Source organism: Halopseudomonas xinjiangensis, assembly GCF_900104945.1.
GTDB classification, from domain to species: domain Bacteria; phylum Pseudomonadota; class Gammaproteobacteria; order Pseudomonadales; family Pseudomonadaceae; genus Halopseudomonas; species Halopseudomonas xinjiangensis.
Genome location: NZ_LT629736.1, coordinates 3,444,497 through 3,467,228 on the forward strand (window position 1 = coordinate 3,444,497; position 22,732 = coordinate 3,467,228).

20 protein-coding genes are annotated in these 22,732 nt (G+C 62.9%); 9 read left to right on the plus strand and 11 right to left on the minus strand.

What is annotated here, in order from left to right:
* Positions 1-78 precede the first annotated feature (78 nt).
* From BLT85_RS16235 to rfbC, 7 genes are all read left to right on the plus strand, one after another.
* On the plus strand, positions 79-4,374 hold the full coding sequence (locus BLT85_RS16235) for a cobaltochelatase subunit CobN (protein WP_093397003.1): 4,296 nt from the start codon (positions 79-81) through the stop codon (positions 4,372-4,374).
* Between the two features lie 4 nt (positions 4,375-4,378).
* Positions 4,379-4,855, plus strand: a complete 477-nt coding sequence (locus BLT85_RS16240) for a MotA/TolQ/ExbB proton channel family protein (RefSeq protein ID WP_093397007.1) — start codon at positions 4,379-4,381, stop codon at positions 4,853-4,855.
* On the plus strand, positions 4,833-5,132 hold the full coding sequence (locus BLT85_RS16245) for a DUF2149 domain-containing protein (protein WP_093397010.1): 300 nt from the start codon (positions 4,833-4,835) through the stop codon (positions 5,130-5,132). The genes BLT85_RS16240 and BLT85_RS16245 overlap by 23 nt, the downstream gene beginning before the upstream one ends.
* A 251-nt stretch (positions 5,133-5,383) precedes the next feature.
* Complete coding sequence (locus BLT85_RS16250) at positions 5,384-6,430, plus strand: NAD-dependent epimerase/dehydratase family protein (RefSeq protein WP_093397013.1); 1,047 nt, start codon at positions 5,384-5,386, stop codon at positions 6,428-6,430.
* A gap of 63 nt (positions 6,431-6,493) precedes the next feature.
* On the plus strand, positions 6,494-7,270 hold the full coding sequence (rfbF, locus tag BLT85_RS16255) for a glucose-1-phosphate cytidylyltransferase (protein WP_093397015.1): 777 nt from the start codon (positions 6,494-6,496) through the stop codon (positions 7,268-7,270).
* 12 nt (positions 7,271-7,282) lie between these two features.
* Positions 7,283-8,590, plus strand: a complete 1,308-nt coding sequence (locus BLT85_RS16260; RefSeq protein ID WP_093397018.1) for an NAD(P)H-dependent oxidoreductase — start codon at positions 7,283-7,285, stop codon at positions 8,588-8,590.
* Between the two features lie 72 nt (positions 8,591-8,662).
* The gene (gene rfbC, locus BLT85_RS16265) at positions 8,663-9,211 is read left to right on the plus strand and encodes a dTDP-4-dehydrorhamnose 3,5-epimerase (protein ID WP_093397020.1); all 549 of its coding nucleotides are present in this window, start codon (positions 8,663-8,665) and stop codon (positions 9,209-9,211) included.
* Here rfbC and BLT85_RS16270 read toward each other — a convergent pair.
* From BLT85_RS16270 to BLT85_RS16315, 10 genes are all read right to left on the minus strand, one after another.
* Positions 9,179-10,207, minus strand: a complete 1,029-nt coding sequence (locus tag BLT85_RS16270; RefSeq protein ID WP_093397023.1) for a glycosyltransferase family 2 protein — start codon at positions 10,205-10,207, stop codon at positions 9,179-9,181. The genes rfbC and BLT85_RS16270 overlap by 33 nt on opposite strands.
* 248 nt (positions 10,208-10,455) lie before the next feature.
* The gene (locus BLT85_RS16275; RefSeq protein WP_231701499.1) at positions 10,456-12,096 is read right to left on the minus strand and encodes a complex I subunit 5 family protein; all 1,641 of its coding nucleotides are present in this window, start codon (positions 12,094-12,096) and stop codon (positions 10,456-10,458) included.
* The gene (locus BLT85_RS16280; protein WP_093397026.1) at positions 12,093-13,607 is read right to left on the minus strand and encodes a proton-conducting transporter transmembrane domain-containing protein; all 1,515 of its coding nucleotides are present in this window, start codon (positions 13,605-13,607) and stop codon (positions 12,093-12,095) included. Before BLT85_RS16280 ends, BLT85_RS16275 begins: the two co-directional genes overlap by 4 nt.
* On the minus strand, positions 13,607-15,031 hold the full coding sequence (locus BLT85_RS16285; RefSeq protein ID WP_093397028.1) for a complex I subunit 5 family protein: 1,425 nt from the start codon (positions 15,029-15,031) through the stop codon (positions 13,607-13,609). Before BLT85_RS16285 ends, BLT85_RS16280 begins: the two co-directional genes overlap by 1 nt.
* Positions 15,031-15,318 carry an NADH-quinone oxidoreductase subunit K gene (locus BLT85_RS16290; protein WP_093397031.1) on the minus strand — a complete coding sequence of 96 codons (288 nt, stop codon included), beginning with the start codon at positions 15,316-15,318 and terminating at the stop codon, positions 15,031-15,033. Before BLT85_RS16290 ends, BLT85_RS16285 begins: the two co-directional genes overlap by 1 nt.
* Positions 15,315-16,226, minus strand: a complete 912-nt coding sequence (locus BLT85_RS16295) for a hydrogenase subunit MbhD domain-containing protein (RefSeq protein WP_093397033.1) — start codon at positions 16,224-16,226, stop codon at positions 15,315-15,317. The genes BLT85_RS16290 and BLT85_RS16295 overlap by 4 nt, the downstream gene beginning before the upstream one ends.
* Complete coding sequence (locus tag BLT85_RS16300) at positions 16,219-16,554, minus strand: cation:proton antiporter (RefSeq protein ID WP_093397036.1); 336 nt, start codon at positions 16,552-16,554, stop codon at positions 16,219-16,221. The genes BLT85_RS16295 and BLT85_RS16300 overlap by 8 nt, the downstream gene beginning before the upstream one ends.
* A complete protein-coding gene (locus BLT85_RS16305) occupies positions 16,547-16,798 on the minus strand; it encodes a monovalent cation/H+ antiporter complex subunit F (protein WP_093397038.1) in 252 nt (83 codons plus the stop codon). Before BLT85_RS16305 ends, BLT85_RS16300 begins: the two co-directional genes overlap by 8 nt.
* Positions 16,795-17,286 (minus strand): Na+/H+ antiporter subunit E, encoded by a 492-nt coding sequence (locus tag BLT85_RS16310; protein WP_231701500.1) that lies wholly within the window; start codon positions 17,284-17,286, stop codon positions 16,795-16,797. Before BLT85_RS16310 ends, BLT85_RS16305 begins: the two co-directional genes overlap by 4 nt.
* Before the next feature lie 180 nt (positions 17,287-17,466).
* Positions 17,467-19,137 carry a methyl-accepting chemotaxis protein gene (locus BLT85_RS16315; RefSeq protein ID WP_093397040.1) on the minus strand — a complete coding sequence of 557 codons (1,671 nt, stop codon included), beginning with the start codon at positions 19,135-19,137 and terminating at the stop codon, positions 17,467-17,469.
* A gap of 328 nt (positions 19,138-19,465) precedes the next feature.
* Between BLT85_RS16315 and BLT85_RS16320 the strand changes: the two genes are divergently transcribed.
* Together BLT85_RS16320 and BLT85_RS16325 are read left to right on the plus strand one after the other, a co-directional pair.
* A complete protein-coding gene (locus BLT85_RS16320) occupies positions 19,466-20,644 on the plus strand; it encodes an acyl-CoA dehydrogenase family protein (RefSeq protein WP_093397042.1) in 1,179 nt (392 codons plus the stop codon).
* 18 nt (positions 20,645-20,662) lie between these two features.
* Positions 20,663-21,805 carry an acyl-CoA dehydrogenase family protein gene (locus BLT85_RS16325; protein ID WP_093397044.1) on the plus strand — a complete coding sequence of 381 codons (1,143 nt, stop codon included), beginning with the start codon at positions 20,663-20,665 and terminating at the stop codon, positions 21,803-21,805.
* Between the two features lie 52 nt (positions 21,806-21,857).
* Here BLT85_RS16325 and BLT85_RS16330 read toward each other — a convergent pair whose 3' ends face one another.
* Positions 21,858-22,634, minus strand: coding sequence for an outer membrane protein OmpK (locus BLT85_RS16330; RefSeq protein WP_093397046.1), 777 nt, complete (start codon positions 22,632-22,634; stop codon positions 21,858-21,860).
* Positions 22,635-22,732 lie beyond the last annotated feature (98 nt).

A 22,732-nucleotide genomic window follows, 5' to 3' on the forward strand; every position in this document is an offset into this window, starting at 1 on the left:
GTGGGCGACCTCCCGATAGAGACAGCAACGCGCCCGCGTACTGTTTTCGTCGGTAGCCCACGTCATGACGGAGTGGGCATGCGACACCATCGATATCTCTTTCTGCTGTTTTTCGTCGGCCTGCTCTGGCCGGCTCTGGGTCATGCCCGCATCAATGCCATCGTCTCGCAGTACAGCGCTGCCGAGTTCGCCTCTGCGGCCGGCATGTTCGACGCCTCCGGCGCGAAGCTGGCAGTAAGCGCACGCACCCCCGAACAACTGACAGAACTGAGCGATGCCGAGATCGAGCAATGGCTGGCCGAGGGCACACAGCTGCTGGTGGTCGGTTTGTTCGGTCCGGAGACCGAACGCCTGCAGCCACTACTGCAGCGTTGGCGCGGCAACGATATGTTCATCATGCATAGCGAGCTGCATCTGGTCGCGCTGTCGCGGAGCTCGGGAAAACCGGTTTTCGACACAACCGAACAGGCACGCCTGCTCGGCGCGCAGAAGCCGGGTGATGATCTCGCCGGCTGGGTCAGCCAACTGCAGCAAGCGCATCCACAGCAGGCTGAGTGGATAGAAGCCCGCAGCTACTGGCTGTCTGGAGGCAGCGACAACATTGCGCGCCTGCTCGGTTGGCTTGCCGCCCGTCAAGATCCGCGAATTGAAGTCGCTGCGCCTGTGCCGCGCCCCGCCTGGCGCTTCTACCAGAATGGCGCTATCCGCGAAGCAGCTGAGCTGCAGTGGCAGGAAGGACGGGCAGTGGCCATCATTGACCACAGCCGCGCCGACCGCAGCGGTGATCGGCAGCTCAACGACGAGTTGTGCAAGGCCCTCGCCGCTCGCAAGCTTGGCTGCGTCAGTCTGTTTGCCGACTGGGGCGAGGGCACAGTGGCTGCGCTGCGCTGGTTGGTGGAGGGCGAACACCCGCCGCTGGCTGCGGTGGTGGTGTTGCAGGACTTCGTCATGGGTGGCGGCGAAGGGCGCGACCAGGCGACGGCACTGCTGGCGCAACTTGACGTTCCGGTAATCAAGGGGCTGCGTCTGGATGACCGTGACGAGAACGCCTGGCAGCTGTCCAGTGACGGGATTGGCCGCGACAAGGTGCATTACCAACTGGCCTTACCTGAACTGCAGGGCAGCAGCCAGCCGCTTGCGCTGGCTACCTGGCAGTCGGCGCGGCTCGATCCGGTCAGCGGCATCCGTTACGGCTTCAGTGTGCCGGTGGTCGAGCGGGTCGAGTCACTGGCCGATCGCGTTCGTGGTTGGCAGCGTCTGCAAGTGAAAGCGAATGCCGACAAGCGAGTGGCTATCGTCTATTACAACCACCCGCCGGGGCGGCATAACATCGGCGCCGACAACCTCGACGTGCCGCAGTCGCTGTTTGAAATGCTCAAGCGCCTGCAGGCCGAGGGCTACGCGACCGGACCTCTGCCGGAGTCGCCCGAGGCGCTACTTGAACTCTTGCAGGAGCGCGGGGTAAACCTGCCCGAGCATAACGACGCGTTGGCGCACATGGCCAAGCATGTGCAACGGGTCAGTGCCGATAGTTACCGCGATTGGTTCGCCGGCCTTCCCCAGGCTTTGCAGGCCGAGATGGTGCAGGGCCCGTTGGGTTACTGGCATGCCCAGTTGCGCAGGGCGATCGAAGCGTCCGAGTTCGAGCGAGCCGGTCAGGTGCTCGAGCAAGGCAGCAGCGAGCTGCACCATGTGCTCGACGGGGTCGATCATCCGGCTCGTCAACGGGCGCTGGATCTGCTGGCGCAGCTTGAAGCACTTTATCAGACCGCCTTGCAGCAACCATCGCAGGCCGACTGGCCTGGCGCTGAAGCGCTGGTCGATGCCCTTGCTGCGACCGGCATCGAAGGGCTGCGCGGGTGGGGTGCGGCCCCCGGACGGGTCATGGTCCATGAAGACGAGCTGATCCTGCCCGGGCTGCGTTTCGGCAACGTATTCATCGGACCTCAGCCGCCGCGCGGCTGGGAAGTGGACGAAGAACTGTTGCATGCCAATCTGGTGTTTCCGCCACCCCACCAGTATCTGGCGTTCTATCACTGGCTGCGCGACGACTTCGCCGCCGACGCCATCGTCCATCTCGGCCGGCATTCCACCTATGAATTCCTGCCGCGCCGGCGTGCGGCGCTGAGCGACGAAGACTATCCGCTACAGATCATTGGCGATGTGCCCAGCATTTATCCGTACATCGTCGACGGGGTCGGCGAGGGCATCCAGGCCAAGCGCCGCGGTCTGGCGGTCATGGTCGACCATCTGACGCCACCGCTGGTCGCCACGCCGCTGTATGACCATCTGCTTCAGCTTCGCCAACTGATCGAAAGTTTCGAGACCGGTAGCGGCCAGCACGACGGACCGGCGCGCCGGGCGACCATCGCCCAGATCAAGTCCATCGTCAGCCAGGCCGGGCTGGAAGAGGAACTGCGGGAATCGATGGCCGAGCCGCTTGCGGCGCGCGGCATCGAGTTCGAGCAGGTCGATGACGATCTTCTGGTGCATGAGGTGGGGCACTACCTGACCAACATCCAGGAACGTTTCATGCCGCTGGGGCTGCACGTGTTCGGCAAGCCGTGGACGGACGAGGCCGTCGACACGCTGCTGGCATCGATGGGCGAGGGCGCCGAAGCGCATCGCCAGGCTCTGGTCGACTCGCCCGCCGCAGAGATGACCGCACTGATTGGCGCGCTGGAAGGACGCTTCGTCCGACCGGGCAAGGGTAATGATCCGGTGCGCACGCCCGAAGTACTACCCACCGGCCGCAACTTTCACGCGCTGGATAGCAGCCTGCTGCCCAGCCGAGTCGGTTGGGGGCTTGGGCAGGAGCTGGCCAGCCAGGCGCGCCAGCAACCGGTTGAACCGGGCAGCCGCGAGGCAGTGGTGCTCTGGGCCTCGGACACCGTGCGCGACGAGGGCGCCATCGTCGCCTTTGGCCTGGATCTCCTGGGTGTAGAGCCGACCTGGAACAGCCGCGGAATCGTCGAAGGTATCCGTCGGGTGCCGCTCGTTGACGAGCGGGAGCGCCGGGACGTGTTGTTCACCACCTCGGGGCTGTTTCGTGATCTGTACGCTGACCAGCTGGCGCTGCTCGAGCGCGGGGTCCTGCTGGCGCTCGACGGTGCCAGCGACACCATCCGCCGTGACTATCCTGCGCTGACCCTTGCTCTGAGCGCTGCGCTTGAGCCGCTTGGCGCCGGCGCGATTGGTGGCGACGAAAGCCTTGAGGTCAACCGGGTGGCGGCCAACTGGGTGACGGACGCCGCGCGCCGGCTGGATGCCGGGCTGGGGGCGGACCAGGCTGGCCGGCTGGCGTCGTTACGGCTATTCGGGGTGGCGCCCGGCAGTTATGGCGCCGGCGTCAATACGCTGGTCGAGCGCTCTGGCAGCTGGCAACAACGCGGCGAGCTGGCCGACGCCTATGTCGCGCGGATGGGCCATGCCTACGGTATCGATCAGCAGGGCGCGGCCGTGCAGGGCGTATTCGAGGACAATCTGCGCCAGGTGAACCGCACCTACCTGGGCCGCTCCAGTAATCTGTATGGTCTGATCGACAACAATGACGCCTTCGATTATCTGGGCGGGCTGAGCCTGGCGGTCGAACAACTGAGTGGCACCGCGCCGGACAATATCGTCATGTGGCACAACGACCCGAAGAAGGTTCGCCTGGAGTCGCTGGGAACCGCGCTGACCGCAGAGTTGCGCGGCCGCTTTCTCAATCCCGCCTGGATCGAGGCGTTGATGCAGCACGACTACGCCGGCGCCCGGACCATGGGCAGCGAGTTTCTCGAATACCTCTGGGGCTGGCAGGTGACCAATCCGGAGCTGATCCGCGATTCGGCGTGGGAAGAGGTCAAGGCGGTGTACATCGATGACCGCTACGACATCGGCCTGGATGAATTCCTCGAACAGGGCGCCAACGTCCACGTGAAAACCAACATGCTCGCGGTGATGCTGGTGGCGATCAAAAAAGGATTCTGGGAGGCCGACGAGGCCACCATCGCAGAATTGGGCGAACGCTTCGCCGCATTGGTTGCCGAGCATGGTCTGCCCGGGAGCGGTCACACGCGTCCGGACCACCCTATGCTCGACTGGCTGGAGCCAAGGCTGTCGGATGAGCTGCGTTCCGGCCTGCAGGACCGGCGACAGGCAGCGCTGCAACCCGTGGAGGCTGAATCTTCGCCGAACACCATCAGTGAAGTGACGCTGGAAGAGCAGGAGCCAGGAGAGCAGCGGGACCAGCCTTCATCTGATGGCGCAGCCCAGGATGGTGAGAGCGAGGCCGACTCGGCATCGCCGGTACCTGTATTGATCGGCCTGGCTATTGTGCTTCTGCTGCTGGCATTCGGCATCTGGCGCGGCCGCGGTCGCGCACTGGAGAGGTAAGGATATGTTCGATAGTCAGGTGTTCGCCTGGTTGCATCTGCTCGTCGGCTGGCTGCTCAAGCCGGTCACCTGGGGTCTGTTCGGCCTGTTGATGATCGCTGTGATCGATGTCGGTATCGCCATAGGCGAGCGCTTTGGCGGCCTGGCGCGCTGGCGCCAGCAGCCCTTGACAACGGTGGAACGACTGGCTCGTCGACGGCTCGACCGCGCAGACCTGATCGCCCGTGTCGGGCCCATGCTAGGTCTGATGGGCACGCTGATTCCCCTCGGGCCCGGGCTGGCGGCGCTTGGCGAGGGCAATGTGCAGATTCTCAGCGTGGCCATGCGCGTGGCCTTCGATACCACGGTGCTGGGCCTGCTCGCGGGCGTGCTGGGCTTTGCCCTGGCGCGCTTGCGTCGCCGTTGGTATGACGACCTGCTCGACGACCTGGAAGCGACCATGAAACAGGAGCGGGGCGATGAGCCGTCGCTGGCGCTCTAGTCGCTTCGCCTCCGGCGAGGACGACCCGCTCGGGCCGTTGGCCAACATGGTCGACGTCGTGCTGGTGTTTGCCTGCGGGCTGATCGCCGCGCTGGTCGCACAAACCGATCTGCTCACCAACCTCGAGCAGGCCGGCCAGCCGGTTCCGCTGGAGCGTGGACGCGAACTGCCGCAGATCCCGGATACCCTGAGTAGCGAGCGTGGGCAGGGCTTGAAGAGTCTCGGTCAAGTCTATCGCGATCCAGAAACCGGCAAGCTGATCCTCATCGGCGACTAAAGTGGCACCGGGCCAGCCGTCGGCCCGGCTCGAATCTAATCTCCCCCAAGCTTCTCTGCCCTCCCTCCAGACAGCTCTCTCAGGGCATTTCGGCAACATTCAGTGACTAAAAGCCCTGCTAAGGATCGCACCCGTCGAATGGGCTGATGTCAATTTGCGATGAGCGGAACTTTGGTATTCGGCGACTGCCAAATCATGCGTTCGTTTGAATTTGTTTCAATCTGTTTCATTCCTCGGTGCCAAGGAAGACCATGAAAATTCTTATTCTCGGAAATCTCGGTTACATCGGTCCTCTGGTCGCGCGCGAACTCGCCCAGAAGCATCCCGATGCGACGCTTCACGGGTTCGATAACGCCTATTTCGCCCATTGCCTGACCGGCGCTACCACAGTGCCAGAGCGCTTCCTGCGCAAGCAGATGTATGGCGACGTGCGTAACGTAACGGCCGACATGCTCAAGGGTTACGACGCGGTGGTGCAACTGGCTGCGGTATCGAACGATCCGATGGGCAATCGCTTCGCTGCGGTGACCACCGACATCAACCAACGCTCGACCGTCTCGATTGCCCGGGCCGCGGCGCAAGCTGGCGTGCGCAACTTCGTGTTCGCGTCCAGTTGCAGCATTTATGGCGTTGCGGAGGGCGCGCCGCGCACGGAGAACGATCCCACCGCGCCCATGACGGCCTATGCCAAGTCGAAGATCGGTGCAGAGCAGGAGCTCGAGACCATCGACACCGACATGGTCATCACTTGCCTGCGTTTCGCCACAGCCTGCGGCATGTCGGACCGGTTGCGCCTGGATCTGGTGCTGAACGACTTCGTCGCCTGTGCGCTGAGCGACGGCAGGATCACGGTGCTGAGCGATGGCTCACCCTGGCGGCCATTGATCGACGTGGCGGACATGGCTCGGGCAATCGACTGGGCAGCGCATCGCCCTGCCGATAACGGTGGCCGCTTCCTGCGCGTCAATACCGGCAACGACGAGCGCAATCACCAGGTGCGTGATCTGGCCAATGCGGTGGCGCAAGCGGTGCCTGGCACCAGCGTCAGCATCAACACCGATGCGCCGGTGGATAGCCGCTCGTACAAGGTCGACTTCAGTCTGTTCCGCGAACTGGCGCCCGATCACCAGCCCCAGGTCACCCTGGATATGTCCATCGAGCGGCTGATCGCCGGTCTCAAGCGCATGAACTTCAACGACTCACAATTCCGCTCTTCTCCGCTGATGCGTCTGCACGTATTGCAGGGGCATATCGAGGAAGGGCGTCTTTCGGAGGATCTCACATGGCAACAGGCATGAACCAAGCGATGACCAGTCCAATCTAGCGGTCAGATTTTCGCCCAATCTAAGGAGGGGCCAATAATGAAAGTGGCAATCTTTGCGGGCGGTTTCGGAACTCGACTGAGCGAAGAAACTTCGGTACGCCCAAAACCGATGGTCGAGGTGGGCAACCGCCCGATCATCTGGCACATCATGAAGATGTACGCACAGCACGGCTTCAACGAGTTCGTCGTCCTGGGTGGTTACAAGGTCGACTACATCCGTGATTACTTCCTCAACTACCGCGGCAAGCGCAGCGACTACACCATCGATCTGGATACAGGCGAAGTGCAGTGGCACGACGAGCTATCGGAAAACTGGAAGATCACGGTGCTCGATACCGGCGGCGACACCATGACCGGAGGGCGCTTGAAGCGCGCCCGCAAATATCTTTCAGATGGCCCTTTCTGCCTCACCTATGGCGATGGCGTCAGTGACGTCGACATTACCGCGCTGGTGCGCCAGCACCGCGAATCGAAAAAGTGGTGCACCCTGACCGCGGTCACCCAGCCCGGCCGCTACGGTGCGCTGCGTCTGAACGACCAGCGCACCGAAGTCGAGGCCTTCCGTGAAAAAGGCGCTAAGGACGGTGGCTTGATCAATGGTGGCTTCTTCGTCTGCGAGCCGGAAGTCTTCGAACTGATCGACGACGACAATACGGTCTGGGAAAACGAGCCGATGGATCGGCTGGTCGAGCGCGGCATGCTCGGCAGTTATCATCATGATGGTTTCTGGCAAAGCATGGATTCTCTGCGCGACAAGGTGGTGCTGGAAGAGATCTGGTCCACCGGTGCGCCCTGGAAAACCTGGAACGACTGAGCGGAGAGTCCCATGATTATCGTTGATACGGCCCTGGCACGACGCCAGGCCGAAGGTCGGCCGATTCGTGTCGGCATGGTCGGTGCCGGGTTTCAGGGCAGCGGCATAGCGCTGCAGATCATGACCGCGGTCCCGGGCATGGAGCTCTGTGCGGTGGCCAACCGCAATATTGCCAGCGCAGTGGGCGTGTACGATCAGGTCGGCATCCAGCCGCAGCGTTGCGACACCCGCGCTGAACTGGAACGTGCGATCGCCGACGGGCGGCCGGCGGTCACCGAGGATGCCGAAGCGCTGGCCAGTGCCGATGGTCTGGACGCCATCATCGAAGTGACGGGTTCGATCGAATATGCCGCCCACGCCGTCCTCGCCGCGCTCGAGCACGGCAAGCATGTGGTGCAGATGAACGCCGAGCTCGACGGCACCATCGGCCCGATTCTGAAGACCCGGGCCGACGCCGCCGGTGTCATCTACACCTTTTCCGACGGCGACCAGCCGGGCGTCCAGATGAACCTGTACCGCTTTGCGGCGGGTATTGGCGTCAAGCCGGTACTGTGCGGCAACATCAAGGGGTTGCATGACCCCTACCGGGACCCGACTACGCAGGAAGCGTTTGCCAAGCGCTGGGGTCAGAAACCGGCCATGGTCGCCTCGTTTGCCGACGGTACGAAAATTTCCTTCGAGCAGGCAATCGTCGCCAACGGCACCGGCATGCAGGTCGCACGCCGGGGCATGCTGGGTCCGGACTTCTCTGGTGGAGACCCGGGCGCGCCGCTGGTGCCGATCGAGCAGACCGTCTCGGCCTTCGAGGAACATATCGATCCGTCCGGGCCGGGCCTGGTCGATTACGTGGTCGGGGCGCGACCGGGGCCTGGCGTTTTCGTGCTGGGGACCCTCGACAATGCGCGGCAGAAGCACTATCTGGAGCTCTACAAGCTGGGCAAAGGTCCGTATTACTGCTTCTACACGCCATACCATCTGTGCCATTTCGAGGTGCCCAATTCGGTGGCCCGTGCGGTGCTGTTTTCCGATCCGGTATTGACGCCCAAGGGTGGCCCGCAGGTCGGCGTCATCGCGGTGGCGAAGAAGGATCTCAAGGCAGGTGATGTGATCGAGGAGTTCGGTGGCTACGAGGTGTACGGCGTGGCCGATAACATCGACGCGGTTCGCCGTGACAGGCTTCTGCCGGTGGGTCTTGCCCTGGGTTGTACACTCAAGCGTTCGGTGCCCAAGGATGCAGCCTTGACCTTCGATGATGTCAGTTTCCCTGAAGGTCGCCTGGTCGATCGGTTGTACGCGGAGCAGGAAGCGCTTTTCGCCTGACGAACATGCCTGGCGGCGCTGGCTGAACGCCAGCGCTGGCAGGCTTTTTTTTGGCTTCACGGAGCACGGCAGATGATTTACCACGAAACCGAATTGAAGGATGCCTGGCTGATCGAACTGGAGCTGCGCGGTGATGACCGCGGCTTTTTCGCCCGCACCATGTGCCGCGACGAGTTCGAGAAACACGGCATGGCGACCGACTATGTCCAGCAGAACATGTCGGTGTCGGCGTTCAAGGGGACGCTACGCGGCATGCATTATCAGTTGCGCCCCTATGCCGAGGCCAAGCTGATCCGCTGCCTGCACGGGGCTATTGTCGATGTGATCGTCGACATCCGCGAGGACTCACCAACCTATCTGAAGCATCAGATGTTCGAGCTGACCGACAGCAACCGCCATCAGCTGTACGTGCCGCCCGGGTTCGCGCACTCTTTCCAGACGCTGACGGACGACGTTGAAGTCAGTTATCTGGTTTCATCCCCCTATGCACCGCAGTACGAAAGGGGGTTGCGCTATAACGATGAGCGGCTTGGCATCCAGTGGCCGGAGACGGTCACCACCATCTCCGACAAGGATGCGGCATGGCCGTTAATTGGCGAGCAGACGGAGCCGCTGTTCTGAGCGACGATTGTTGCCGGCGTCACGGAAATAAGTGACCGTGTCGCCGGCCGGCGCGTAGTAGCGTACCGACACACCCAACGTCTCGATAGGCGCATCTGCGGGTTCGCTCATCGGGCGGAATCGACCGCTTTCCATCAACCCCCGGAGAACGATTCCGGCCTTGTGGAACTCACCGCGACGCACCAGCTTGAACATCACCTTCCATTGATGCAGCGTGGCCATGACCACGCGACGCTGTTTGTAATACTTGCGCGCCACGAACATCTCGTTGCGAATCAGATGGCGGTGATACTCGATGCGGTTCGGATTGCGCTCGGCGACGATGTCGATCGAGCCGCTTTCCTGACGCAGATGCTGCACCTTGCTGGCGCCTACCAGGAAGCCCGGCGCGTGTTCGGTGACCCGCAGCGTGTACTCGCTGTCCTCGCCCCAGATGAACATCGACGCCAACGGCAAGCCATGCTCGCTCAGCGTGGAACGCGGAACCAGGATCGAGACGAAGGTGGCCCGGCGAATCGGTACGATGCCGTGTTGCAGCGTCAACGGCCAGTTCTGGTAGTTGATCCGGTTGAGGCGGTCGTCGAGGTGCGGCGAGTTGGTGATCAGGCCTTTCTCGGTATACGCGGTCGACAGAAGATACGAATGATCGATGCCTTCGCGGTTCAGTAGTGCGTCGGACTCTTCCAGCCGCAGCAGCGCATCAGGCTCGGGAATGACATCATCATCCATCATCCAGACGAAGTCCGCGCCGTTCTTGTAGGCAATACGGAAACCCGCGTTGAAGCCGCCCGAGGCGCCGATGTTTTCGGAGAGAACGTACACCTTCAGGAACGGAAAGCGTTCCTGCAGAAGCATCTGTTCAGTGCCGTCGGTGCTGGCATTGTCGATGACGATGATCCCGTCGCAGGGGCGGGTTTGGGCATAAACGGCGTCAAGACAGCGTTTAAGCAGATCCTTGCGGTTGTAGGTGAGAACTACGGCGAAGATCTTATTCATGACCAATATTCCTTAGTTGGTTAAGGCAATCCCTTAAAGCGAAAACATAATTCCTGTCACACGGCGAGAAACACCTTGTTACAACCTCTAAGATAGCGCAAGGCCATGTCAGTTCCCTTGGCGCGACGGGCGGGTGACGGGTGGAAAGCCCTAGATCACCACCTCCCGCACATTCGCATTGCCGCGGAGCAGAGCGCGGCCGGTTAGCAGTCCTGCTGTTAACTCAGACACTGCACGGCATAACGCGTTCATTGGCCGAAAAGCCAGCCGACCAGTAGTAGGCTCAGCAGCACCCAGGCACTCCACATCACTGGCTCGCCGGATAAGCGCCGGTTGAGCTGCCGTTCGAGCGGGCGAAAGTCCGGCCTGATCCGGCCGGCTGGAAGACGTGGCGGTCGTTGCAAGGCTCGCACGAGCCCGAGTGACAGGTAGCGCGCCGGCTGTGGCAGCCGACCGGCGAGACCGGAGCCCCACCCGAGCTGGCTGGCGGCTGCCAGCGCCAGGCCAGCGACCAGGATCGGCCAGAGCATGCTCCAGGTATACGACCAATCGAGGCTGTACACCAAGGCGCCGCGCAGTGGTGGCCAGGCCCAGGGAAGCACCAGCGAAGCCATGCACAGCGGGGCCCAGAACGCGATCTGTGCCGGAGCGATATGGCCGCCGGCAGGTTGTTCGCGAAGCATCAGCCAGACGGCTCTACCGGCCAGCAGCGCAGTGCCGACCGAGCCCAGGCTGAGCAGCAGCGTCCAGTCTGCCCAGGCGCCTTCCGTCATGAGGCTTTTGAGCTGCGTTTTTACCGCGCCCCCGCTGGTCAGCGGCGCACCTGCCAGCGCCAGCGCAGCGATCCCCAGCAGCGCCAGATGCAGCGGCTTCAGTTTCTGCTGATGGGCTAGGCCCGCGCCCATGAACAGTGCGCCCTTGGCCAGACCATGATGTACTGCATACAGCGCTAGCAGACTTGCGGCGGCACCTCGGTGGTCTGGGTCGCTCCAGGCCAGGGCGATGATTATCAGCAGATAGCCGATCTGGCTGACCGAGGAGTAGGCCAGCACGCTCTTCGCTCGACGTTGCAGCAGACCGAACACCACGCCGTAGAAAGCGGTCACCAGGCCGAGTCCGAGCAGGATCAGCGAGGCCTGCCCGGCAAAGGTCGCCTCCCCTATCGGTAGAAAGCGCCATATGCCAAGAACGCCGGCCTTTAACATGGCGCCCGACAGCACCGCGCTGGCAGCCGGCGGTGCGGCAGGGTGGGCCATGGGCAGCCATACGTGCAGCGGCCAGAAGCCGGCCTTGATGCCGAAGCCGGCGACCAATAGCAGGGCAGCTAGCTCCGACACCGGTGCCTGCTGCAAATCGCCGAGGAGCAGGCTGCCCCCGGCAGCATCGATACGCAGCAGCATTCCGGAGAACACCAGCATCTCACCGAGCATTGCCAGCTGCAGATAGAGGCGTCCAGCCTGCCGCGGCCCCGGACCGGCCAGGTGCGCGACCAGCGCATAGGCCGCGAGACTCATCATCGAGAACCCGACGTAGAAGCCAGCCGCGTCCAGGGAGACGATCAGCAGCAGGTTGCCCGCCAGGGCGATCGACCACAGGCTCCAGAAGCGCCGCAGGTGGTCTCGCAACGTCGGGTCATGGTAGGCGAAGCCAGTGGCGCAGCCCCACAGTAACGCAGTGAATCCCAGCCAGGCGCGCCCAAGCGGATCCTCCAGACCCCATTGCGTGCCCGGCCAGAGTATCGAGATCACCAGTGGTTCGGGGTTGACGGCGACGCAGAGCAATGCCGGCAGCACGCTGGTCCACGCCCAGGCTGCGCTCCGCGGCCAGCGCATGGCCAGCGCACCGGCGATCAGCGGAGCGACGATGGCTACCAGCCACAGCCAGCTCACAGACCGAACTCCCGATTGACGATCAGCTGCGCCCAGGACAGCGGGCTGAACGAGGCGCCGGCGAACAGCCCGGCGAGCAGGGCCAGGCAAGCGGTGAACACAGTCGGTGCGAGCAGCATCCAATGGGTTTCGCCCCAGCCCGGTCGACCATTCCCCAGCGGTCGCTCTTCTGGCCAGCTAGACGGGGCGCGGCGGAACCAGGCGCGATATAGCAGCGGCAGAAAGTAAGCCGCGTTCAGCAGCCCGGAAAGCACCAGTACCAGCAGTACCCAGCCGGCCCCGACCTCCAGGGCGCCCAGCCCCAGGTACCACTTGCTGATGAAGCCGGCCACCGGTGGTACGCCGATCATGCCCAGCGCGGCGATGCTGAACGCAATCATGGTCAATGGCATTCGTCGGCCAACCCCGTCGAGGTCACGAATCGAGTGAATACCCAGTGTTTCGGCCAGGTTGCCGGCGCAGTAGAACAGCGTCACCTTCATCAGGCCCTGATGGACCAGATGGGCCAGTGCGCCGACCGCCGCAATCGGGCCGAGCAGTGCCACGCCGAGAAGAATGTAGGAGACCTGGCTAACCGTTGAATACGCCAACCGCTTTTTCAGCTCGCTCTGCTGCAGCGCCTTGATCGATCCGTAGAGAATGGTCGTGGTCGCCAGAGCGAGCAGCGGGATGTGCAGTTGCAGTTCCTCCACCAGCTCGGTCCCGAACACGTCGTAAACCACCCGGATGATGCCGAACGCGCCGGCTTTGACTACCGCAACCGCATGCAGCAGTGCGCTCACCGGCGCCGGAGCTACCATCGCCCGCGGTAACCAGCCATGCAGCGGCACGATGGCTGCCTTCACTCCGAGGCCGACCAGCAGCAGAGCGAAGGCACAAACCAGCGTCGCACTGTTGTCCGCATCGGCTGCCAGATAACCGCCCGGAGTGAAGTCCGTCGCGCTGTCGCCCTGGGCATGCAGGAGCGCGACGCCGACCAGTACCAGCGCGCCGCCGGCGAGCGTGTAAGCCAGGTACAGCCGGCCGGCAGCAAGCGCCTCTGGCGTGCCGCGGTGAACCACCAGAGGAAAGGTCGCCAGGGTGAGCATTTCGTAAAACAGCAGGAAGGTCACCAGGTTGCCGGCCAGGGCAATTCCCACCGTGGCGCACACGCAGAGACTGAAATAGCCGAAGAACCGCGAGCGTAGGGGCGAGTCCTCAAGGTAGCCAATGGCGTAGAAGGTGGTGGCCAGCCACAACACCGACGACAGCGTGATGAACTGCAGCGACAGCGCATCGGCTTGCAGCACCAGATCGCCCTCGGGCAGGAACGACAGGGTGAACCGATACGCGTAACCGGCGCTGACGCCGTACAGCATGACCGCAACGAGCAGCAGTTTCAGCAGCACCGCGCCGATGTTCAGACCTACACGCAGCCGCACCTGGTCTTCACGCAAGGCGAAAATCAGCACGCCGGGTATCAGCGAGCTGAGCAGCAGCATCAGTGGTAGCAGTTCGATCCAGGCGGCCATCAGTCACTCACCACGGTAAGCCAGAAGATCAGCGGCTCGCTCAGCAACGCCATGGCCCAGACCAGCAAGGCGGGCAGCATTGCCAACCACTGCGCGAACAGATCGGGACGGTGGTTCGGCTGGTTGGTCTCGGCGCGGTTGAAGGTCAGCGCCAGCACCCGGAACACATAGCCGGCGCTGGCCAGCGTGCCGAGTAAGACGCCGACCGCCCAGGGCCAGTTGCCGGGTTCGGCCAGCAGCGGCTGCAGCAGCACCCATTTGGCGACGAAGCCACCGCTTGGCGGTAGGCCGACCAGACTGAACCCCGCCAGGGCGAAGGCGAAGGTGGCCACCGGCATGGTCTGCGAGGCGCCTTTCAGCGCCCATACACGCTTGGTGCCGAGAGTGCCCTGAATCTCGCCGGCGGCCAGAAACAGGCTGACCTTGGCCAGTCCGTGAGCGAGCACGAACAGCCAGAGAGCAACCGAAAGAATCACGCTGCGCCAGTGCAGAAGCAGGCCCAGCGCGAGCAGCGCATAGCCCAGTTGCGCGACGGTGGAATAGGCCACCAGGCGCTTGAGCCAGGGCGTGCGTAGCGCCGACCAGCCACCGCCAATCAGTGCCAGGATGCCGGCGATGGCGAACAGGGGGCCGATGCTGATGGCGAAGTCGGCCGGAGCGATCCGGCTCCAGACCAGCCACAGAATGAACAGCGGCCCCTTTACCACCAGGGCCGAGAGCAGCGCGCTGACGGCGGTGGGTGCACGGCTGTGGGCATCGGGGAGCCACATATGCAGCGGCCAGAGCGCGCCCTTGGTCATCAGACCCAGGGTGATCAGTAGCAAAGCGATCCGTGTCGTCGCGTCATCCACGGTCATGCTGCCGAGCAGGCCGATGTCCAGCGCACCGTAGCGACCATAGAGCAGAGCCACGCCCAGCAGATAACACAGCGAGCCGGCCAGCGAGAGCAGCATATAACGCAGGGCAGCGGGGTACGCGTGCCGCCCGGCCAGTGCGATCATCGCTACTGCGCCGAGCCCGAGTAGCTCCAGGGTCACGTACCAGTTGAACAGATCGCGTGACAGCCACAAGGCGCCGAGGCTGGCATGCAGCAGGGAAGATAGCGGCCAATAGTCGCTGTGCCGGGTTTCACTGTGCCGGCTCCGCGCGGCATAGACGGCGACCAGCAGATGGATCAGCGCGGTGTAGGACAGCAGCAGCGAGCTGAGCATGTTGATCTCGAAGCGGATGCCCAGCGGCGCTGACCAACCACCGAGTGCAATGTGCACCGTGCCGTCCTGCATCGCCGTCTGCAGAGCCAGCCCGCCACAGATGAGACTGGCAAAGCTACTTAAAATCACCCAGTAGCCCGAGCGTATGCGCAGCAGCAACAACAGCAACGCCGTTGCCAGCGGGATGGTCATGCTGCCCAGCGCGGCCAGCATCAGGGCGGCTCCGGCTTGCTGGTGTCCTGCCGTCCGGGCGCAGCCAGGCGCAGCGCGAAGGCCGTCGCGCTGACGGCCACCACCAGGCCGGTAACGACCAGCGCGTGGGGCAGTGGATCGATCGCAGCACCGCGAGTCGCCAGTGTCACCAGCACCATGAATACACCGCTACCCATGATATTGATTGCGATCAGTCTGCGCATCGCGTGAGTCTGGCAGCACAACCCGTGCAGCCCGATCACCCATAAAAGCAGACCGAGGCCGAGATACAGGGCAGCCTGACTCATCCGTCCATCTCCCGATGCTCGCCGACCACCAGTAGCGCCAGACTGGCTGCAATCGATAGCGTGGCAATGATTTCGAGGCCGAGAATTAGCCTGCCTGCCATCGACGCGGGAAGAACCAGCCACCCGTCACCCCACGCACCGGTGATCACGGCGACCCCGAGAAACGCCGTGACGCCTCCGCACACCAACACGCGCGTGGGAAAGCGCGCCCAGTCCATCGGCCCGAGCATGCCCGCCAGGCGTAACACGACAATGCACGCGGCCAGCAAGGCTCCGGCCTGAAAGGCGCCGCCTGGAGCATGGCTGCCCCGCCACAGCAGATAACCGGCCACCACGATGCCAAGGGGTGCAAGCAGTCGCGCCCAGGCGAGTAAAACCGGCCAGGCGGTTGGAAACGCCTCGCCTGAAGGACGCAACTGTCGAACGCCCAGCAGCGCAAGCAGGAGTACCACCAGCTCGAGAAGCGTGTCCCAGACTCGATAATTGAGCAGCACCGCGGTCACCGGATGATCCACCCCGCTGGCCGGTAAATGGTAGCGAGTAAGCGCTGGCAACGCCGAGCGCATCTCCAGTGTCGGCAGGGCCGCTTGCAGCAGGATCGCCATCACCGCGAGCGCGAGCACTGCCGCTGCGATCATGCGCGGTCGGGCGGTGCGCGTGGCCCGCTCCGGAGCGCAGCGCGCCAGCGCGCTGAATAGCAGAACTCCAGTAAGTCCGGCGCCGATAGCCGCTTCCGCCAGGGCCAGGTCCGGCGCGCCGAGTCGCGCCCAGGTCAGTGCCAGCAACAGGCCGAAGCTGATGAACATGATCACGGCGGTATACAGATCGCGCGCATGGATCGCGGCAATGGCCAGCACCGTCAATAGCAGGCAGAGCGTGCCGTCGAACAGCAGGTCGACCTCAAACATCGCTCGACTCCGCTGCGTGCGTTGCCGAATCCTTGATGGTGCTGCCGGAAGCCTCTTGTCGATAATGGGCGAGCAGCTGACAGGCCGTGGCGCCCGACCCCATGATCAACAACCATATCAGCAGCATCACCAGCACCTCACGCGGACCGTCGGCGCGTAGCGCAAGCCCCACGACCACGCAGCCCAGCCCCAGGGTGTCGGCCTTGGTCACTGCGTGCAGTCGGCAGTAGAGGTCAGGGAAACGCAGCAGGCCAACCGTGCCGGCGATGAAAAAGAAGCCACCGGCAACCCAGAAGGGCACGCTCAAGACCGCCAGCCACTCACTCATGGCCGGCCCTGCGCAAATATTGCACCAGTGCGGCCGAGACCACTGCGGCAAGAAGCGCCAGTACCAGCGCCGAGTCGAGCAGCTCCGGCTGCTCCTGCCAGTGCGCCATGATGAGCAGCAAAGCGGTCCCAGTGGTACCGAATAGCTGGATGGCCAGCAGCCGGTCGGCGCGGCTGGGGCCGCGCAGAATACGCCACAGGCCCGCACCGATGCTCAACAGCAGAACACACGCCAGCACACTCATGGTTCGCTATCTCCGAACAGACGGCACAGCGAGCTTTCCAGCGCGGCGACCTGCCGTTGCCAATCGGAGCCGACATCAAGCACGTGCAGGCGCAACCGGTCTTCTTCAATGCCGATTGCCAGCGTGCCGGGCAGCAGGCCGACCAGGCTGGATAGCAGCAGCCGTACCTGGCGATGGTTGGAGCGCACCGGATAATCCACCCAGTCGGGGGCGATCGGCAGGCGTGGGTGCAGGGCGCGGCGGGCTACGTCCCAGCCGCCGCTGATGGCCGCTAACAGAAAGCGGGTGATGAACTGCGGCAGTGCAAGCGGCCGGATGGGCAATGGTGCCAGCTGCAGGCGCAGGGCAACCAGGGTGGCGGCGATGGCGCTTGGCAGGCCCAGATACCATCCGGCATTGCCGGCCAGCAGCAGCCACAGCGCGATGAACAGGATCAGCCAGTAAGCCGCTGACCGAGTCGTTGAAAAGGTAATCCGGCGGACAGACACTCTCACTCCCATGGCGGTGTGCAAGCCGACGCCGAAGACCAGGCGGCCCCGGTATGCTGGGACATCTGCGGTCGGATACGTATGCATCCGAAGCGAGGCGAGCCGTTTCGCTCGTACCCCGAGTCTAGCTGGAGACTCTCGGGTTCGCGGGTTTGTTCAACCCACGACCCCGTGGCCTGGTTAGCGCATATTTCGCTGAGCGCGCTCGCTACGCTCGCCTAGCTGGAAGAAGCTGACCTTGGACGTCAGCTGGTCGGCCAGTGCCGCCAGTTCATGGCTGGAGGCCGCTACCTGGTCTGATCCGGCCGAGGTCAGCATGGTCGCGTCGTGAATGCGGATGATGTTCTGGTTGACCTCTTCGGCGACTGCGCTTTGCTGCTCCGATGCGCTGGCGATCTGGGCGTTCATGTCGTTGATTTCGCCCACTTCGTGGCGAATCTTGCCCAGCGCCGCTTCGGCGCGAGTGGTCTGTTCTACCGTGGTCCGCGCCAGATCACGGCTGGTCTGCATGACCGTCGCCGCCTTGCCGGCACCTTCCTGCAAACGACCGATCATTTCCTGGATTTCCCGAGTGGAGTGCTGGGTGCGTGCGGCCAGCGCGCGAACTTCGTCAGCGACGACGGCGAATCCTCGGCCCTGCTCGCCTGCGCGCGCAGCCTCGATGGCCGCATTCAGCGCCAGCAGGTTGGTCTGCTCGGCAATACCGTTGATGACCTCGGTAATCTTTTCGATATCGCCACTGTCGCGCGATACCTGCTGGACGGTTTCCGCAGCGTCTTCGAGGGTGGCGGCCAGATGTTGAATGGCGCCAGAGGCATCCTTGACCATGAGATTGCCGTTCTCGACTTCGCCATCGGCGTTGCGCGTCGCACGGGCGGCGCTGGCGGCGTAGCTGGCGATTTCGTTCACGGTGGCTGCCATCTGATTGATCGCCGTGGCCATCTGCTGGGCCTCCGCGCTTTGTACCCGAATTTGCTGGTTGTTGCTGTCAGAGGTGCCGAGCAATTGGCTCGATGACTGGGTCAGAGCCTCTGCAGCCTGGGCTACCTCGCGCATGGTGTCGCGTAGCCGGGACATGGTCAGCTTCACCGTGCCCATGACGCTATCGGGGTAGTCGGTATCGATGCGCTGGTCGAGGCGACCTGCAGCCAGTCCGCGAATGACTTCGGCAACTTCATGCGGTTCGGCGCCGAGCGTTGCCCGCATGGTGCGGATGATCATCAGCGAGACGAACACGCTGAGGATCAAGGCTATGGCGGTAGCGATCAGCGTCAGCATGCGAAAGCCGCTGGCTGTTTCGCGGACGGCAGTGATGTCCCGGCTGATTTCCGATTCCTGGTAATCGATGAAGGCGTTCACCCGTCGGAGCCATTCGCTGTAGGCCGGCGACACGTCAGAGAGCAGGAACAGCCGGGCGGCTTCGCGGTCGCCGGTCTGGCGGATATCGATCAGCGCTTCGGTCATCGGCAGCGCGGACGCCTCGATGTCCTTGATGTCCTGGAGCAGCTTGCGCTCGGTGGCATTGGAGGACTCCGCGATAAGGGTATCCATTGGCCTGGCCGATTCCCGATAGAAGCTGGCCAGCCGCTCGATTTCGCGCAGGTGCGCCGCAAGCTTGAGCGGGTCGTGAACCAGCACCGCATCGCGAATGGATATGGCACGGTCATGCACCGACCCGCGGAAGTTGATGGCGTAACGCTGTTTCACGGTTGCGCCGTCGCTGACATCGGTGAGCGTGCGGTCGATGAAGCCGACACGCTGGATGCCAATCGCGCTGAGCATGATCATCAGCGAGAGCACCAGGCCGAAACCGAGCCCTAGACGTTGTGCAGTGGTCAAATTGGAGAACATGGCAGGCTCCTGGCCTTGAGTGATGACAGGATGATATCACTTAATTGTACAAAGTCACCCATTCGTATAATTAATCGGCGATCACCCTGCGCTCTATCGTTCCGGGTTTATACCTTGAGTTTTCAATACACTGCGCCAATTATGGCCATTATCTTTCCCTATCAGGGCGGGAATGGAGGAGGCTCTGCGCGTCAGTTTGTAGATGTCCTGTATAAGATAGGCCTATACGACTGATCAATGAAGTGTCATTTCGCCGGTCAAATCCGATTTGCCGGCTACGCTTTACGGGTATTGTTTGGCGTAGCCCTATCAACTGAAGGAGATTCCCGTGAGCGATCTTGAGACGTTCCGCCTGGAGACCCGCGCCTGGCTGGAAGAGAACTGTCCGCAAAGCATGCGGACACCGATGACCAGCGATGACGATTCGTGTTGGGGCGGACGCAACTTCAAGTTCAAGAGCGAGGACCAGCGGCTGTGGTTGGAGCGCATGGCTGAGCGGGGTTGGACCGCGCCGGACTGGCCGAGAGAATACGGTGGCGGTGGGCTATCCCAGGCCGAGCACAAGGTGCTGCGCGAAGAGCTGGCGCGTATCAAGGCGCGTCCGGCGCTGTCCAGCTTCGGTGTGTGGATGATCGGACCGGCGATTCTCAAGTTCGGCTCCGAGGAGCTCAAGCGTCAGCATCTGCCGCCCATCGTGCGCGGTGAGATCCGCTGGTGTCAGGGTTATAGCGAGCCGGGCGCCGGTTCCGACCTGGCAGGGCTGCAGACCCGCGCCGAAGACCAGGGCGACCATTTCATCGTCAATGGTCAGAAGATCTGGACGTCCTATGCGGACAAGGCCGACTGGATGTTCTGCCTGGTGAGGACCAATCCCGAGGCGAAAAAACAGCTGGGCATCAGTCTGGTGCTGTTTGACATGACCACGCCTGGCGTCAGCACACGGCCGATCAAGCTGATCTCCGGCAGCTCGCCCTTCTGCGAAAGCTTTCTCGACAATGTCCGCGTCGAAAAAAACCAGGTCGTCGGCGAAATCAATGCCGGTTGGACCATCGCCAAGTATCTGCTCACCCATGAACGCGAAATGATTGGCGGCATGGGTCGCACCGCGGCCGGCCAGAAGACCCTGGCGCAGCAGGCGGTGGATGCGATCGGGCTGGACAATGGTCAGCTGGCGGACGGTATGCTGCGTGGCGAAGTCGCACGCTGGGATCTGGACGCGCGTGCATTCGAGCTGACCGCCGAGCGGGTGCTGGATGAAGCCAAGGCTGGCCAGGGGGTGGGCCATGCGTCGGCGATGCTCAAGTACTACGGTACCGAGCTGAACAAGCGCCGACAGGAACTGTTGGTCGCGTTACGCGGCAGCGAGGCGCTGGTCTGGGAAGGCGAGGCATCGCGGGAGGGTATCCTGCCGCGCAGCTGGTTGCGCTCCAAGGGTAACTCGATCGAGGGCGGCACATCCGAAGTGCAGCTCAACGTCATCGCTCGCAACATTCTCGGGCTTCAATAACGGATCGGGGGACGCAACATGGCAGCTTTGGTACTCAATGAAGAACAGCAGATGCTCAAGGATGCGGCCAAGCGCTTTCTCGCCGAGAGCGCACCGGTCAGCCAGCTGAGATCGCTGCGTGACAATCGTGACGAGACCGGGTTTTCGCGCGAGCTCTGGCAGCAGATGGTGGAGATGGGGTTCGTCGGTACGCTGATTCCTGAGGAGTTCGGCGGCTCGGCGTTCGGCTTCACCGGGATGGGACAGGTCTTCGAGCAGGCCGGGCGCAATCTCAGCGCATCGCCGCTATTGTCCAGCGCGGTTGTCGGCGTTTCGCTGTTGCAGCTGGCCGGCTCCGACGAGCAGCGGCAGTCAATGCTCCCGGCGATTGCTGAGGGTAAGCTGTTGCTGGCGCTGGCCGTCGATGAGAAGCCGCGGCACGCGCCGCAGCATATCGAGACGGTCGCGCAGGAGCGCGACGGTGGTTATGTGCTGACCGGTAACAAGGTTTTCGTCATCGACGGACACGTCGCGGACACGCTGATCGTGGCCGCGCGTACCCACGTTGCGGACACCGCCAGCGAAGGGGTCTCGCTGTTTCTGGTCGACCCGAAGGCCGAGGGTGTTACGCTCGAACGCACCATCATGGTCGACAGCCGCAATGCGGCAAATGTCTCCTTCGATCACGTCAAGGTTGGGTCCGATGCCTTGCTTGGTCAACTTGACCAGGGCTACACGGCGCTCGACAAGGTGCTGGACATAGCCAACGCGCAGCTCGCAGCAGAGCTGCTGGGTATATCGTTGGAGGCTTTCGATCGCACCGTTGCCTACATGCAGGAACGCAAGCAGTTCGGTGTGGTGATCGGCTCGTTCCAGGCGCTGCAGCATCGCGCTGCGCACATGTTCAGTGAGCTGGAGCTGGTCAAGTCAGTCGTGCTCAAGGCATTGGTGGCGCTGGATGAAAACGATCCGGAGGCCAAGGCGCTGGTGAGCCTGGCGAAGGCCAAGGCGTCAGAGGTGGCGGAGCTGGTGACCAACGAGGCCATCCAGTTGCACGGTGGCATGGGCATGACCGATGAGTTCGACGTCGGCCTGTTCATCAAGCGTGCGCGCTCTGTGCAGGCGCTATACGGCGACTATCGCTATCACGCCGATCGGTTTGCCCGCTTGCGCGGTTACTGATCGTTCCGCTGCAGACGTAGCGGCGGGACCTGCCCGCCGCTACGCTGTCCGCTCAGAAGTGAACCTTGACCAGCAGGCTGATGGCGCTCTGGTTGGTATCCAGACCGAAATTGCCGTTGTTCACGCCGTATTTGTTCTTCCAGTAATCGTATTCCACACCGGTGTAGAACTGCTTGGCTGACCAGCCGAGCGCCTTGCCCATGTCGTATTTGATCTGCGGGTTGAAGTGCAGGTTGGCGTGGTAATCCTCACCGTCGTTGTCCACCACCCAGTCGATGAACCCGTCGATAAGTACGTCCGAGCGACCTGCCGGCAGGGTATAGCCCCACACCGGGGTGATCTGCCATACGCCGCGGCCGCCGTCAGGCTGGTCGGCGTAGCGGTAATAGCTGTTCAGCTGAAAGTAGTCGAAACCGGGGACGTTCAGGTCGAGCGCCGGACCCAGCAGATAATTGTTCAGATCACCCCGGCCAAACTCGTAGGTGGCCGCCAGCAGCACGTCGCGAATCAGGCCGTCGTTGCTGACGCTGTCGGTGAGTTTGCCGAATGACAACCGCGGCGACAGCTCGCCATAAAAGGTGTCGCGGTAGCCGAAGCCATTTTCAGCGCCCTGATAATGAATGGCGTCGACGAACAGAAACAGGTCGCCGGCGTTCCTGCCGCTGACGTGTTCGAAGGTCAGCGTCTGCTGGGTTTTCGGGTCGAGCTGGAAGTCGGTGCCGTACAGGTAGGTCAGGCTGTTGTTTTGCCACTGCATCGGGTAGGCAACGGCCGAGGCGCTGAACGCAAGTCCGAGCGCGCTCAGTGCGGTAACGGTCAATCTGGTCATTCGGGTACGGCTCCGGTGGGCTGAGTCACATTTGCGGAGCGCATCTTAAAGCAAACCAGGGCAAGTTCCAGCGATTTCAGCGAAGCCGTGCGGGCGCC